Origin of the sequence: Romboutsia sp. (assembly GCF_051659545.1) — a bacterium.
Taxonomy (GTDB): domain Bacteria; phylum Bacillota; class Clostridia; order Peptostreptococcales; family Peptostreptococcaceae; genus JBOFOR01.
Genome location: NZ_JBOFOR010000239.1, coordinates 64,371 through 79,836 on the forward strand (window position 1 = coordinate 64,371; position 15,466 = coordinate 79,836).

The following is a 15,466-nucleotide window of genomic DNA, read 5'->3' on the forward strand; positions in this document are numbered from 1 at the left end:
ACTTTAATTAAAATCTTTAGAAAATCTTTAGATTTATCTATACTTTATTTTAAAAAATTCAGGTTATCATAAATATATAGAAAATATAAAGAAGGAGGAATGAAACTTGAAAAAAAGGCAAATAGCCTATGATATTATATAGTTATGTAAAAAAATATAATATAGTGGGGTATAAATATGAATTCATATAATATTTTAGTTGTTGAAGATGAGAAAGATATAGCTCTAGCAATACAAGCTTATTTAGTAAATCAAGGATACAAAGTTTTTATCGCAAACAATGGTGTAGAAGGTTTAGATATAGTAGAAAATGAAGAAATTCATTTAGCTATTGTAGATATAATGATGCCAAAAATGGATGGCATCGAATTTACAATGAAAGTCAGATTAGAACATGATTTTCCAATTATAATGTTATCAGCAAAATCAGAAGATATTGATAAAATAACAGGTCTTAATATTGGAGCAGATGACTATGTTACAAAGCCATTTAAGCCTTTAGAACTATTAGCAAGGGTAAATTCACAACTTAGAAGGTACAAGAAATTTTTAGTTATGAAACAAGATAATATAGTAAACAAAGACATTTTTACTATAGGAGGTTTAGAATTGGATATAAGCACAAAAGAAGTAAGTGTAGATGGAAATATAATAAAAACTACTCCTATAGAGTTTAAAATTTTACAATTACTTATGAGAAATCCAGGGAGAGTATTTTCAGCAGATGAAATCTATGAAAGTGTATGGAAAGAAAGAGCTGTAAATACTGATACAATAATGGTTCATATAAGAAATATAAGAGAAAAAATAGAGGTAAATTCTAAGAATCCAAAATATTTAAAGGTGGTGTGGGGAGTTGGATATAAAATCGAAAAACAATAAAATCCTAGTAAATATAATAATAGTAGCGACGGTACTAATAGCAGCAGTTGGAATGTGTTTAACATATCCTAAAATAGCAAAGGATAGCGAAAAGTTTAAATACAACATTTTTGAATCACATAGTGGTATATATGAAGATATAAATAAAATTAATTATACATTGTACTATGATATGTATAAAGATGAAAAAAATAAACAATTAAATCCTTCAGATATACTAGTAGAAATAAATAATGTTAATAATAATCAATCTGATGAAAATTATAATAAATTTACTAGTGTTGAAGAGTATGATAATTTTAAAGATACTTTTGATAATGAAATATATAGTTGGTACGATAATTTAGTAAATGTATCAAGCAATTTAAAATACTATGCACTCAATAAAGATACTGAAGAAGTTAAAAAAAATACTAACATACCTACTGAGGGTGATGACTTATATGAAAATATAAAAAATAATTATCGCTTTTATATGGTTTTAGATTATGACGAAAATGGAAATCTATCAGTAGAAAAAGTATATGGTGCAGATAAATTTGCAGTAAGTAACAAAATACATAAATTACAAAGAGAAAATTTAAATAACAACTTTGACTATAGTCGTTATTTTGAAATGAAGCCAATAAAGAATATGAAATATATATATGCAGTACCTAAAAATCTAGTAACTTATGAAAATTATAGTGATAGTGTTTATTATGCAAATAATAATATGGAATATTCAGCATATTCAAGGGCATCATATTTATTTATTAATATAGCCTTAATATTTGTAGTATTTGTCTCATTATTTATTCCATATAAAGAACTAATAAAAGTAAAATTATTTAATAAAATATTAAATCTTCCTATAGAGATAATTACACTTGTTGTGCTTATGGCAATAACTTTTATTTATTGCTCTACAGAAGTAATAATAATAAGTTCAATACAAGGAGAACTTTTAAAAAACATACAACTACAATTAAGTAAAGAAGCAATAAATGGATTAGTATATTTGATAAATGGAGTTTATTGGGCACTATGCTTTAGTATTATAGTTGTAGGAGTTAACGCTATAAAGCATATATTTAGTAATGGATTTTTTAAATATATAAAAAACAATTCACTAATTTATAAACTAATAAGTTATATAGGCAATAAAGTTAAAAGATTTTACAATTGGTCTACTTCAATAGATTTAAAAGATAAAAATGGCAAAAAAATAATGATAATACTAGGAATTAATTTAATATTAGTTATAATCATGTGTTGTATGTGGATGTTTGGCATAATTGCTGCAATTATATACACTATAGGGTTGTTTATAATAATTAAAAAGAGATATACAAAAGTAAGTATAGATTACAATAACTTACTTAAAAAGACTAATGAAATAGCTAAGGGTAATTTAGATGTATCAGTAGAAGAAGATTTAGGTGTCTTTAATTCACTTAAAGATGAAATAACTAATATTCAAATTGGTTTTAAAAAAGCTGTAGACGAAGAAGTTAAAAGTCAAAAAATGAAGACAGAGCTTATATCTAATGTTAGCCATGATTTAAAAACACCACTAACATCTATAATAACTTACGTAGATTTATTAAAAGATGAAAATCTACCTAAAGATAAGCGTGAACAATATTTAGATACTTTAGATAAAAAATCTCAAAGACTACAAGCATTAATAGAAGACTTGTTTGAAGTAAGTAAAGCGAGTAGTGGAAACATAAGCTTAAATATAGTGGATGTAGATGTAGTATCACTAATAAAACAAACTTTATTAGAATTAGATGATAAAGTAAAAGAACAATCACTAATAGTTAAAACTAATCTATCTAAAGAAAAAGTAATACTATCATTAGATAGTCAACGTATGTTTAGAGTATTTGAAAATCTTATAATAAATATAACTAAGTATGCAATGCCAAAGTCTAGAGTATATATTGATATAGAAGAAAAAGAAAATAAAGTAGAAGTAAGCCTGAAGAATATGGCGGCTGAAGAAATAACTTTCAATATAGAGGAAATAGCTGAAAGGTTTGTAAGGGGAGATAAATCTAGAAACACAGAAGGAAGTGGTTTAGGACTTGCAATAGCTAAAAGCTTTGTAGAATTACAAGGTGGAAAGTTTGATATAATAGTAGATGGAGATTTATTTAAGGTAATTATTACTTTTAATAAATAGTCAGAAACTATATATTGAATCTATATAAATTATATGAAATAATATAGAAATCAATATATAGAAAGAGGTGACTCCATGGAGAAGGAATATTATTGTCCATACTGTAAATCAAAATTAGAAATTTTACCAGGCTGAGGTTCTACAAGTTATTTTTGCACGTGTTGTAATACGTTAGTTTCAAGTAAGAAAATCTTAAATAAAGAAGAAGTAGAACAAGATAAAAATAAAGAATAAAAATAAAGTTATAAAAGAAAAGGATGAAGTACTATCCATAACAAGTCGCATAAAAAATGTAGCCATAAGGGCTACATTTTTTACGCTTAAGGATATTATATTACCTCGAAAATTGTGGATAAGTTGCTATATTTAAGCAATGTCAACATACTTAGTGAAAGTAAAAAAGATTTTTAGTAACGCGTAGAGCCGTTGGCGATATGAAGTGTTTCGCCGACAGGTCGCTCAAGCGAAGCGAATTTTTTATTTATGATTATTTTAGTTAAATAAATCAATAATATCATTATCAGATAAGCTTTTTAACAAGCTACTATTAGATAAATCCCCATTGATAAATTCTTCGATAAGTTCATTTTTATTTTCTTGAAGTTTTATTATTTTTTCTTCAATAGTTCCTTTTGCGATAAGTTTTATAACTTCAACCACATTTTTTTGACCATATCTATGAGCTCTATCGCTGGCTTGATTTTCAACAGATGGATTCCACCAAGGGTCAAAATGAATTACTATATCAGCACTTGTTAAATTAAGTCCTGTTCCTCCTGCTTTTAGAGAAATTAAAAATACCTTATCTTCATCAGTTTCATTAAACTTGTTTACTAAATCAATTCTATTCTTAGGTGGAGTTTGACCATCTATATAAGAATAAGAAATATTATTTTTAGAAAGTTCCTTACCGATATTTTTTAGCACAGAAGTAAACTGAGAGAATAATAATATTTTATGGTTATTATCAATAGCATCTTTTAGTATTTCTAAAGTTGTTTCTATTTTTGAACTTTTTTTGTTATAACCTTCAACTAATACACTAGGGTCTAAGCATAATTGTCTTAACTTAGTTAAATAAGAAAAAAGAGTTATTTTATCTGTTTTAAGATCTCTATTACTCATTTTTTCTTGAATTTCATTTATATAAGCACTGTAAATTTTTCTTTGGTCTTTATTTAATTCTACAAAGAATTTCTTTTCGATTTTTTCTGGTAGCTCTTTCATAACCTCATTTTTAGTTCTTCTAAGAATAAAAGGTTTAATTAGCTTTTTTAAGTTTTCGGCATTATACTCATCGTATATAAATAAATCTTGGAATTTAGATCTACTGTATAAATACCCGGGCATTATAAAGTCAAATATAGACCATAATTCAAGTAAATTATTCTCAATAGGAGTACCAGTAAGAGCAAACCTAACTTTAGCATTTATACTTTTTACAGCATCAGTACTAAGTGCTATAGGATTTTTTATATTTTGAGCTTCATCTATTATACAATAGTCAAAAACCTCTTTAGAATAACAATCTAAGTCATTTCTTAAAGTTCCATAGGTAGTTATTATTACATCGTAATTATCTTTATCTAATAATGCTTTTTTACGTTCTGTTTTATTTCCATGAATTAAAAGTACCTTCATAGTTGGAGCGAAGGTTTCAAATTCATTTTTCCAGTTATAGACTAAAGAAGTTGGAGTAATTATTAAAGTTTTTAAATTTTCGTTTCTACTTTCTCGTTTTGCTAATAAGAAAGATATAGTTTGTATAGTTTTACCAAGTCCCATTTCATCGGCTAATATTCCGCCAAATTCATAATGGTCAAGAGTTTTGAACCAGTTTAAACCAGAAACTTGATAATCTCTAAGATTTGCAGTTAAATTTTTTGGAATACCTAAGTTTATATTTTCGATATTTTTAAATTTATCACAAATATTTTTTACAGATTCTCTACCTTCTATAAAATCTAGATTTTTAGTGTTAAGCATTTCATTTATATAAAGCATTTTGCTTTTGTGAACTTTAGATTCATCTAAATTTTTAACTAAATCTAAGTTTTCTATTAACTCAAAGAAATCTTGTGTCTTAGAATCTTGCAAATCCATAAAACTTCCATCTTTTAATCTATAAAATTTACTATTTTGCTTAAAGGCAATTAGCATATCTTTATATTCTTTTTTATCAATATCAGAAATATTAAAAGAAAAATCTAAATATCCATCAAGACTATCTCGAATAGAAGCTTGAATTGAACTAGCTTTGTAGATTTTCTTAGATTTAAACTTGTCTGAGTAATAAACATCACCTAAGTCTTTAAGTTGCATAATTTCTATATTTAAAAAATTAAATAAATCTTCATCATTTCCCTTAAATAAATAGTTTTTATTTCCCTTTGAAAAATTAAGTGCTAAAAGTTTATCTTGATAAAATTTTTCTTTTTCTAAATTTTTAAGTATAAATTTTTCGCCATTTTCGTCATTATAATAGAATTTCAAATCACAAACTACATTTGAATTTTTAAAATCAAAGTAAAACTTAACATTAAAATCATTTACAATATTATTTTTAATTTCATTATCTAAATTAACACTAGCTGATAATTCTTTTATTTTAGGAACTAAATTTCCTAAAAGACCTTCAGTTTCTTGTTTATTAAATTGAATATCTTTATCTTTAGTTAATGTAGAATAAATTAGGCCATAATTTCTAGCACTTTCATTAGATAATAAGTATAAATTTTCGTTATACAAAACAACATCCCCCTTACTTGTAAGTGGGACTGGCATATCATCTTGAGAAGTTAGCATTATTTTGTCCTCATATTTTTTAAAATCAAAAGATACAGGTAAAGTATCTTTTATTATAGTAGAATGATATTCCCTTCCATTAAAAATAAGTGTAAAAGTTTTATTTTTCAAGGTTTCTAAGAATCTTTTAAATCCACTTACACCTATATGGAGAAGTTTTGTATTATGGCTAGCCATTAAAGATACTGCAGGGTTAGAACCATAGTCCTCTATAATATCTATAATATCTTCATCTGGAGAATCAAAATAATGTATATTTGGATTATAGGTAAAGTTTTTACCGTATTCCAAAAGTGTATTATTAATTCTAGATTCTGCAAAAGCTTTTAAGCTTTTTAGTACGTACATTTTATCTGTACCTATTTTAAAATCAGCAGTTACTTTGTTTGATTCAACTTCTATATTAACCTCTAAATTTACTAATTCCCTTTGACTATCGTCAAAGTAAGAAAGAAGTTGAGCGTTTGGAGTAGTAGGAAGTTTATTTACGGGAGCTTCCTGGAATAAATTAAGCTGTGCATTAGAAGCATCCTTTATACCTGATTGAACAGCAGCAATAGTAGTTGCAGCTAAATGTTTGCATATAAATAGACGCGAGCTAGTGTTTCTAGATCTAAAGTCATCACAAGTGCATCTTACGCCGACAATCTTATATTTTAACAAATCTATAGAAATAGAGTTTGGATAAACTTCATTATAAAACTCAGACTCAGCAATTCCCTCAAACGTTATAGTTGAATCGTTTATATTAAAAGTAACGTGATCTACAAGTTTTCTGTTAAAATATTTAATTCCACGAGACCATCTAGATGGATCTGTGTGCATTTTCACTAAATTTTGTATTTTATAAAAGTCCAATTATATCACCTTGCTCTCATTGTATATATACAACATTATAGTCTATATTTAGAATAAATACACATAAAAAATATTTTTAAGGCATGCTCAAAGTCTTTTACAAAAATATTATATGAAACTTTAAGGTATGAATATTAATATAATACAAATAGGATTAAAAAAATAATATTATTAATCTTAAAATTATATATGGGAGATGAACCTATGAAACTACTTATAATAGATAGTGGTCATAACGAATATGTTCAAGGAAAAGAATCACCAGATAAATCGCTAAGAGAATGGGAATTTAACAATGACATGCAATATAAACTTAAGAAAAGAGCAGAAGAACATGGGTTAACTGTATATTTAACTAATCCCAATCCATCTAAGAAAGATGAAATAGGTTTGACTAAAAGAACAGAACTTGCAAATGAGTATTGGAAATCCAAAGGAAAACCAGAAACATTATTTGTAAGCTTACATGCAAATGCTTATGGAAGTGGATTTAATGATGCTAGAGGTATAGAAACTTATGTAGCAAATAACTCAAGTCAAAATTCAAAAAATGCTGCAAAGTATGTGCAAGAAGCTCTTTATAAAATGTTAAAATCTCTAGATACAAATTCTAAAGATAGAGGTGTGAAAAGTGAAAATTTTACAGTAATCTATAAAACTAGTATGCCTTCTATTCTTATAGAATACGCTTTTTATACAAATAAAGATGACTTGAAAATTTTAAAAAATTATAGAGAAAAATTAATAGAAGCTACCATTCAGGGATTATGTAAATATTTTAATATTGACTATAAACAAGTTGAAGAAAATAAACCAATCATACCAACTTTTGAACAGTGTATAGTGTATAGTGGAGAAATAGATAAGACCATAGCTCAAATTTTAGGCTGGGGATTAAGCAACAGTACTCTTATAGATATTTCCTCTTATAAAGAAGGTATTGGGAAAAAAATACTTGTAGTAGGAAGTGCCTCTCAAAAACTAAAAGGAGATATTGCTTTTTATGGAATAGATAGATGGGAGACCTTGAAACTAGTTTTAAAATATTTAAATAAATAAAATTACTAAAAATAACCATATATTATGTCGAATACGTGGTTATTTTTTTTGTTTTCTGATAATATGTAGCTTGGGATAAATGAGTTTATGTATAATTTAAAGTTATAATTAGTGGAATAGTTTTTATAAATAAATGAAATATATCAAATAATAGTAAAACAACCTAAAATTTTATATTTGTACATAAGGAGAGACGTAAAAATGAAAAATCTTATATTAACTTTATTATCTATACCAAAAGTAGGTAAAAAGACGATAGATTTTTTTATAGATAATATAAGTGTTTTGCCAAAAGATGAAAAAGATATAATAGAAGCGTTTGTTCAGCTTAAACTTTCTAACAAACGTATAATAATACCCAATATAGATCAAGTAAAAATAGCAATACAAAAAAGTGAAGAAATACTTAAAAAATCTCAACATATGGAAATAAATGTAGTAGATAGATTAAGTTCAAATTTTCCACAAAAACTAAAATACATACCAGATGCACCAGTAATTTTATTTTATAAGGGTAGTTACCATGCAGTAATAAATAAGGATAGTGTAGCAGTTGTAGGAAGCCGAAGGGCAGAAGCCGAAGGGCTAAAAAAATCATATGAAATAGGTGAATATTTTGGAAAAGAAAATTATACAGTTGTAAGTGGATTAGCAATTGGCTGTGATGAGTATGCACATAAAGGGTGCTTAAAGGTAAAGGGAAAAACAGTAGCTATTTTGCCTGGAGGATTAGATAATATATATCCCTTAAAGAATAGAGATTTAGCAGAGCAAATTATTGAAAATAAAGGGTGTCTAATAAGTGAGTACCCAATAGGTATAAGCTCATTTAAAAATAATTTTATAGAAAGAGATAGAATACAAAGTGGATTAAGTTCTGCGATTATAGTAGTTGAAAGTGAGTTAGATTCAGGGACAATGCATACTGCTAAATTTGCAATAGAACAAAATAGAATACTAGCGTGTTGTAATATAGAGGCAACAGGAAATAAAAAATTAATAAGAGAAAATGGAAGTATATGCATTAACGAAGAAAAAGATTTAGAAAAAATTAAAATAAAAATAAAAGAGTACAATAAAAATTTTAAAAATATAAATTACAACAAAAAAAATGATCAAATTACCTTTAAAATATAATAAGAAATGTATAGGACCGTGATAAGAATTACATATAATATTTGACAAAGGAGTTTTATAAAAATTGAGAATATCTAATAAAAAAATAAAATTTATAAAAATTGCTGCGTTAGTAGTTATTTTTATGAACTTAAATATATATTATATTGAAGCTCATAAGATAGATATAGTTTGTAAAAGTATAAATATTGATCAAGGCTTATCTCAATCAACTGTAGAAGCGTTGTTTCAAGATAGTAAAGGTTATATATGGATAGGCACAAATCATGGACTTAATAGATATGATGGATATGATTTTAAAATATATAAGAGAAGTGAAAATAAAGAAAATAGTATAGTAAGTAACTATATACATGATATAAAAGAGGATAGTGAAGGTAATATATGGGTAGGTACTATTAAAGGTGTAAGTAAAATAAATTCTAAAGATGATAAAATAGTAAATTATTTAGATTCTCCAGAACAAGGAAATTTATCTCATTATAATACTAGTGAAATATTAATTACTAAAAGTAAGCAAATATTAGTAGCAACTGCAGATGGATTAAACTTATATAATAAAGATAGTGATAGATTTGAAAGAATACTAGATGGTAAAGATGATTTAACATCACAAGATATATATAGCTTAGCTGAAGATGAAAATGGGGACTTATGGATAGGTACAAATAAAGGATTAAATAAAGTAAGTTCAAAAGAAAAGAAGATAGATCGTTTTTATAAAAATGAAGAAGAAAAATCAATAATTTCAAATAAGATAAGCAAAGTATATAGCGATAAAATAGGAAATATATGGGTGGGTACTTTTGATAATGGATTAAGCAAGATTAATATTCATACAAATGAAATATCAAACTATAAAAAGATAGAAAATGATGAGAATTCATTGCCTGGACAAACTATTAGAGATATATTGCTAGATAGCAAAAATAATATTTGGGTATGTACAAATTTAGGACTTGCCAAATACATAGAAAAAAGTGATAGTTTTGTAAGCTATTATAATGATAAAAATGACAAATATAGTTTAATAAGTGATTCGACCTTTACTGCATTACAAGATAGTAGTGGACTTATTTGGATAGGAACTTATGAAGGAATAAGTGTATTTAATCCTAATAATAATATTAAACACTACAAAATGAACTCTAATAATAAAGAATTTTTAAATAGTAACATTATACACGGTATTTATGAGGATGATGAATCACTATGGGTTGGAACTGTATCAGAGGGACTTAACATTATTGATCGCAAAAAAGATACAGTAGCTTATATAAGTGAAGAAGAGGGATTAAGTAACAATAGAGTTAATTTTATAGTTGGAGATAAGTCATATGTATGGGTAGCTACAAATGATGGACTAAATCGAATAAATAAAAAAGATAAGAGTATAAAAGTATATACAGAAGAAGACGGTTTAAATGAATATAGAGTAAAAAGTATACTTCTAGATAGTAACGGTAATTTGTGGATTGGTACACCAGGAGGTCTAAATATTCTCGATACTAAAACTGATAAAATAACTGACGCAAATTATATATTAGAAAAAAATAATATTAGAGACAAATATATACAATGTATATATGAGGATATTGATGGGAACTACTGGTTAGGTACTTTTATAGATGGAAGTCTTATTAAAATAGATATAGAAAATAAAAAAGTAACTAATTATAAGATAGATGGAAACTCAATAAGATCTATTGCAGAATATAAAAATTATCTATGGTTAGGTACCAATTATGGTTTAGATAGATTTGACAAAAAAACAGGTCAACTAAAAAAATATACTCAAGAAAATGGATTATCCAATGACATGGTATATGGAGTCATTATGGATGAAGATGAGAATATTTGGATGAGTACCAATTATGGTATATCTAAGTTTGATATAAAAAAAGATACTTTTACCAATTATAATATTTCAGATGGATTTCAAAGTAATGAATTTAATGGAGGAGCTTATTTTAAAAATTCAAAAGGTGAAATATTATTTGGTGGAATTAATGGATTAAATATATTCAATCCAAAAGAAATAAGCATAAATAATTACGTTCCAAGGGTTAATTTTGAAGAATTTATAGTAAAAGAAAAATCTTATAAAAACATTAATAACTTAAAGTTTAATTATAGTGACAATGAAATAGAAATAAAATTTTTCTTACCACAGTACAAAGATAGCAATAAAACTACATATTACTATAAAATAGAAGGTCAGGATGAAACTTGGAAAAGTACAAAAAATAATGAAATAATATATAAAAACTTAAAATCTGGAAATTACACCTTTAAAATAAAAGCTAAAAACCACAATGGAATTATGAGTGAAGAGAGTATTATAAAATTTATTATAAAACCTCATATATTATTAAGTAAGCTAGCATTTTTTATTTATATGATAATAATTATTTTAATAATTTATATCAATTTAAATAAAATGAAAAGACTAGATAAATTAGTTGATAAAAGAACAAAGCAATTAAGAGAAGAAATGGAAAAAAACAATAATCTTCTTAATAAAATAATTAAATTAGAAAAAAATAAAAATAATTATTTTATAAATCTATCTCATGAATTAAGAACTCCTTTAAATGTTATATCAACAACTCAACAACTTATTTTAGCTTTAAATAAAAAAGAACAGGGAATAAGTAAAGAAAGAATAAACTATCATACTAATACAATGCAGAAAAACACTAAAAGGCTCTTAAACTTAATTAATAATATTATAGATACATCTAAAATTGAGTATGGAAACTATAAAATAAATGTAAAAGAAGAAAATATTGTGAATATAGTTGAAGAAACAGCTTTAAGTTTAAAGGATTACGTAGAAAGTAAAAATATTGAGTTAATTATAGATCCTGAAATAGAAGAAAAAATTATTGAATGTGATAAAGATGAAATAGAAAGATGTATTGTTAATCTAATTAGTAATGCAAAGAAATTTACTCCAGATGGAGGTAAGATTAAAGTAAGTATAGAAGATTTGGGAGAAAAAGTTAAAATATGTGTTGAAGATACAGGTGTAGGTATAGAGCCTAAATATCAGAAGTTTATATTTGATAGATTCAATCAAATTGTTGATAATAAGTCTGAACTCAAGGGAGGAAGTGGATTAGGATTGACTATTACAAAGCAAATAATAGATTTACATAAAGGTGAAGCTTTCGTTGAAAGTGAACTTAATAAAGGGAGTAAATTTATAATTATATTACCTACAAAAATAAAAAAATAGGTAACTTATACTAGAAAGACTTTTAATTTAATTTCAAGCCAACAGTTATAATAATATACTTATAACTGTTGGCTTTATTGTATCATATAGATATAAGAGAATATGCGAATAATATTCATTTATTAAATATGAATAAAATACTTGTGTTTTTAGGAAAAATAATCAAATAAAATAAAAACGTAGGAGGATAAAATGGATTATAAAATTGGTTCTAATTATCATGGGTTTGTACTCAAGAAAGAGGAAAATATAAAAGAAGTAAATTCTAAAGTAAGAATATTTGAACATGAAAAAACTAAAGCAAGACTTTTACATATGGAAAATGACGATGATAATAAAGTATTTTCAATAGGTTTTAAAACTCCACCAGAGGATAGCACAGGAGTTATGCATATATTAGAGCATAGTGTGCTTTGTGGGTCTAAAAAATTTCCAACAAAAGAACCCTTTGTTGAGTTAGCGAAAGGATCATTAAATACTTTTTTAAATGCAATGACTTTTAGTGATAAAACTGTATATCCAGTAGCTAGTAAAAATGAAAAAGATTTTTTTAATCTAATGGATGTATATTTAGATGCAGTATTTTATCCAAATATATACAAAACTAAAGAAATACTTATGCAAGAAGGTTGGCATTATCACATTGAAGAAAAAGAAGAGGACCTTACTTACAAAGGAGTAGTATACAACGAAATGAAGGGAGCTTTTTCATCACCAGATGGAGTATTAATGAGAAAGATACAAGAAACTTTATTTCCAGATAACACTTACTCTAACGAATCGGGAGGAGATCCAAAGTATATACCTGATTTAACTTATGAGCAATTTATAAATACTCATAAAAAGTATTATCATCCATCTAATAGTTATATATTTTTATATGGAGATGGAAATTTAGATAAAATGCTTAAATTTATAAATGACAATTATTTAAATAGCTTTGACGAAAAAGAAATAGACGCAAATATTAATCTTCAAGCATCGTACAGTAGCATTAAAGAAGTTGATTTTCCATACTCTTTAGCAGAAGAAGATGAAATAGAAGAAAAAACTTATCATGCACTAAACTTTGTTACTGGAGAGTCAACAGATGAAGAGTTATATATAGCTTTAGATATAATAGAGTATTTATTATTAGAGGCAGAAGGGGCACCGCTTAAAAAAGCTATTTTAGATGCAAAAATAGGAAAAGATGTATATGGATTCTTTGATAAAGGAATACTTCAACCTTATTTTAGTATAGTTGTAAAAAACAGTGAAGAAAATAAAAAAGAAGAATTTAAAAAAGTTGTTTTTAAAACACTACAAGAGTTAGTAGATAAGGGAATAGATAAAGAATTAATAGAAGGATGTATAAATACCTTTGAATTTAGGTTAAGAGAAGGGGATACAGGTACAGACCCTAAAGGATTAATTTATTACCTAAATGCTATGGATAGTTGGTTATACGGTGGAGATCCATTGATGCATATTAAATATGAAAAAACATTAGCACAAATAAAGAAGGCATTAACTTCAAATTACTTTGAAGAACTTATTAAGAAGTATATGCTAAACAACAATCATGGATCGCTTTTAACTTTAAAGCCACAGAAAGGTTTAGCAGATAAAGAAGATGAAGAAGTAAAGGAAAAATTAGCAAAATATAAAGAAAGTCTTAGTGAAAACCAAGTAGAAAACTTAGTAAAGGAAACCAAAAACTTATTACTACGCCAAAGTACACCAGATTCTCAAGAAGTTTTAGAAACTATACCTTTGCTATCTTTAGATAACATAAATAAAAATGTAGAGGATTTATCAGTAACTGAAGTTAAGCATGAAGGTATAGACATATTACATCACGATGTTTTTACAAGTAATATAGCTTATTTAAACTTTATGTTTTATGGAAAGTGTATAGAGGAAGAAGATATACCTTATTTAAGTTTATTAGGAAGCTTATTAGGTAAAATTGATACAAAAAAACATAACTATAAAGATTTATCTAAAATGATATTAATAAATACTGGAGATGTATACTTTAAAAATGATGCCTATGGAAACGACAAAGATATTGCTAAATACTATCCATTCTTAGAGGCGCATTGCAAGGTAATGGACGATAAATTACCTAAAGCTATAGAAATAATAAGTGAAATAATAGAAAACTCTATATTTGAGGACACTAGCAGAATTCAAGAGATAATAAGAGAAATAATTTCAAGAATTGAAATGAATTTCATAGATGCAGGGCATCAGGTAGCAATGGGAAGGCTTACTTCTTATTTTTCACCAGTTGCAAATTATATAGATAAAATAAATGGATATGATTACTATAGATTCTTAAAAGAAATAGACAAGAACTTTGAATCTAGTATAAGTGAAGTTAAATCTAAACTATACAAAGTAAAAAAACTAGTATTTAACAAAGCTAATATGACTGTTGCTGTAACAGGAGAAGAAAAAGAGCTAAACTTAGTAAAAGAAAACCTCAATAAGATAACTGATATTTTATCTACTGAAGGTGTAACAACTAAGGATTATACTTTTATTGAAGATAAGAAAAACGAAGGCTTATTGACACCATCAAATGTTCAATATGTAGCAAAAGGATATAACCTTAAAAAATTAGGCTACAATTACAGTGGAAGCATGCTAGTATTACAGACTATATTAGGCTACGATTATTTATGGAATAGAGTTAGAGTACAAGGTGGAGCATATGGAGGATTTGCGAATATTGCAAGAAGTGGGACTGTAGTATTTGCATCTTATAGAGATCCGAATTTAAAAGAAACATTAAATGCTTATGATGAAGCCTATAAATTTGTAGAAGAAGAACAAATTTCTAATAGAGAAATGACTAAGTATATTATAGGAACTATAAGTAACTTAGACACTCCACTTACTCCTTTTATGAAGGGAGAAAAAGCATTAAGTATGTATATTAGAGGAATCACCAAAGAGGATAGACAAAAAGAAAGAGATGAAGTATTAAACACAACTAATTCAACTATAAATGGTTACTACAAATTAATAAATGATGTTATGAAAGAAAATTGTATAACTGTAATAGGAAATGACAAAAAAATAAAAGAAAATAGCGACTTATTTAAAAGCCTAGTAAATGTATTTAATTAAAAATATAATATAAAGTCAATTATTAAAACATTTAAAATATATTACTATATTAAAATAAAGTATAGCAAAACCATAAAAATATGAGTAATAAGTCAAAAAATTAGAAATTTATGATTATTTATAAACAAAAAGTAAATATTTTTTTAGAGACTATTTTATTTTTTAAAAATAGTCTCTTTTTACATGTTATAATT

Annotated in this window: 7 protein-coding genes; 6 read left to right on the forward strand and 1 reads right to left on the reverse strand. The window is 25.8% G+C overall.

Annotation, left to right across the window (positions count from 1 at the left end; translation table 11 throughout):
• Positions 1–177 precede the first annotated feature (177 nt).
• Both ACRC03_RS13735 and ACRC03_RS13740 read left to right on the forward strand, forming a co-directional pair.
• Positions 178–882 (forward strand): response regulator transcription factor, encoded by a 705-nt coding sequence (locus tag ACRC03_RS13735; RefSeq protein WP_438653151.1) that lies wholly within the window; start codon positions 178–180, stop codon positions 880–882.
• Positions 857–3,052 carry a histidine kinase dimerization/phospho-acceptor domain-containing protein gene (locus ACRC03_RS13740; RefSeq protein ID WP_438653152.1) on the forward strand — a complete coding sequence of 732 codons (2,196 nt, stop codon included), beginning with the start codon at positions 857–859 and terminating at the stop codon, positions 3,050–3,052. The genes ACRC03_RS13735 and ACRC03_RS13740 overlap by 26 nt, the downstream gene beginning before the upstream one ends.
• Positions 3,053–3,544: 492 nt before the next feature.
• Here the strand turns inward: ACRC03_RS13740 and ACRC03_RS13745 are convergent, their stop codons facing one another.
• Positions 3,545–6,715 carry an SNF2 helicase associated domain-containing protein gene (locus tag ACRC03_RS13745; protein ID WP_438653153.1) on the reverse strand — a complete coding sequence of 1,057 codons (3,171 nt, stop codon included), beginning with the start codon at positions 6,713–6,715 and terminating at the stop codon, positions 3,545–3,547.
• A gap of 204 nt (positions 6,716–6,919) precedes the next feature.
• Here ACRC03_RS13745 and ACRC03_RS13750 point away from each other — a divergent pair, with 204 nt between their 5' ends.
• From ACRC03_RS13750 to ACRC03_RS13765, 4 genes are all read left to right on the forward strand, one after another.
• The gene (locus ACRC03_RS13750; protein ID WP_438653154.1) at positions 6,920–7,774 is read left to right on the forward strand and encodes an N-acetylmuramoyl-L-alanine amidase family protein; all 855 of its coding nucleotides are present in this window, start codon (positions 6,920–6,922) and stop codon (positions 7,772–7,774) included.
• A gap of 201 nt (positions 7,775–7,975) precedes the next feature.
• The gene (locus tag ACRC03_RS13755) at positions 7,976–8,911 is read left to right on the forward strand and encodes a DNA-processing protein DprA (protein WP_438653155.1); all 936 of its coding nucleotides are present in this window, start codon (positions 7,976–7,978) and stop codon (positions 8,909–8,911) included.
• 124 nt (positions 8,912–9,035) lie between these two features.
• Positions 9,036–12,152 (forward strand): ligand-binding sensor domain-containing protein, encoded by a 3,117-nt coding sequence (locus ACRC03_RS13760; RefSeq protein WP_438653156.1) that lies wholly within the window; start codon positions 9,036–9,038, stop codon positions 12,150–12,152.
• Between the two features lie 192 nt (positions 12,153–12,344).
• On the forward strand, positions 12,345–15,272 hold the full coding sequence (locus tag ACRC03_RS13765) for an insulinase family protein (protein WP_438653157.1): 2,928 nt from the start codon (positions 12,345–12,347) through the stop codon (positions 15,270–15,272).
• The last annotated feature ends 194 nt before the right edge of the window (positions 15,273–15,466 follow it).

What these genes read in the sequence shown, in the direction of transcription:
- ACRC03_RS13750 (WP_438653154.1), top strand. Translation starts at nt 6,920, where the DNA reads ATGAAACTACTTATAATAGATAGTGGTCATAACGAATATGTTCAAGGA.
- ACRC03_RS13755 (WP_438653155.1), top strand. Translation starts at nt 7,976, where the DNA reads ATGAAAAATCTTATATTAACTTTATTATCTATACCAAAAGTAGGTAAA.
- ACRC03_RS13765 (WP_438653157.1), top strand. Translation starts at nt 12,345, where the DNA reads ATGGATTATAAAATTGGTTCTAATTATCATGGGTTTGTACTCAAGAAA.
- ACRC03_RS13735 (WP_438653151.1), top strand. Translation starts at nt 178, where the DNA reads ATGAATTCATATAATATTTTAGTTGTTGAAGATGAGAAAGATATAGCT.
- ACRC03_RS13760 (WP_438653156.1), top strand. Translation starts at nt 9,036, where the DNA reads ATGAACTTAAATATATATTATATTGAAGCTCATAAGATAGATATAGTT.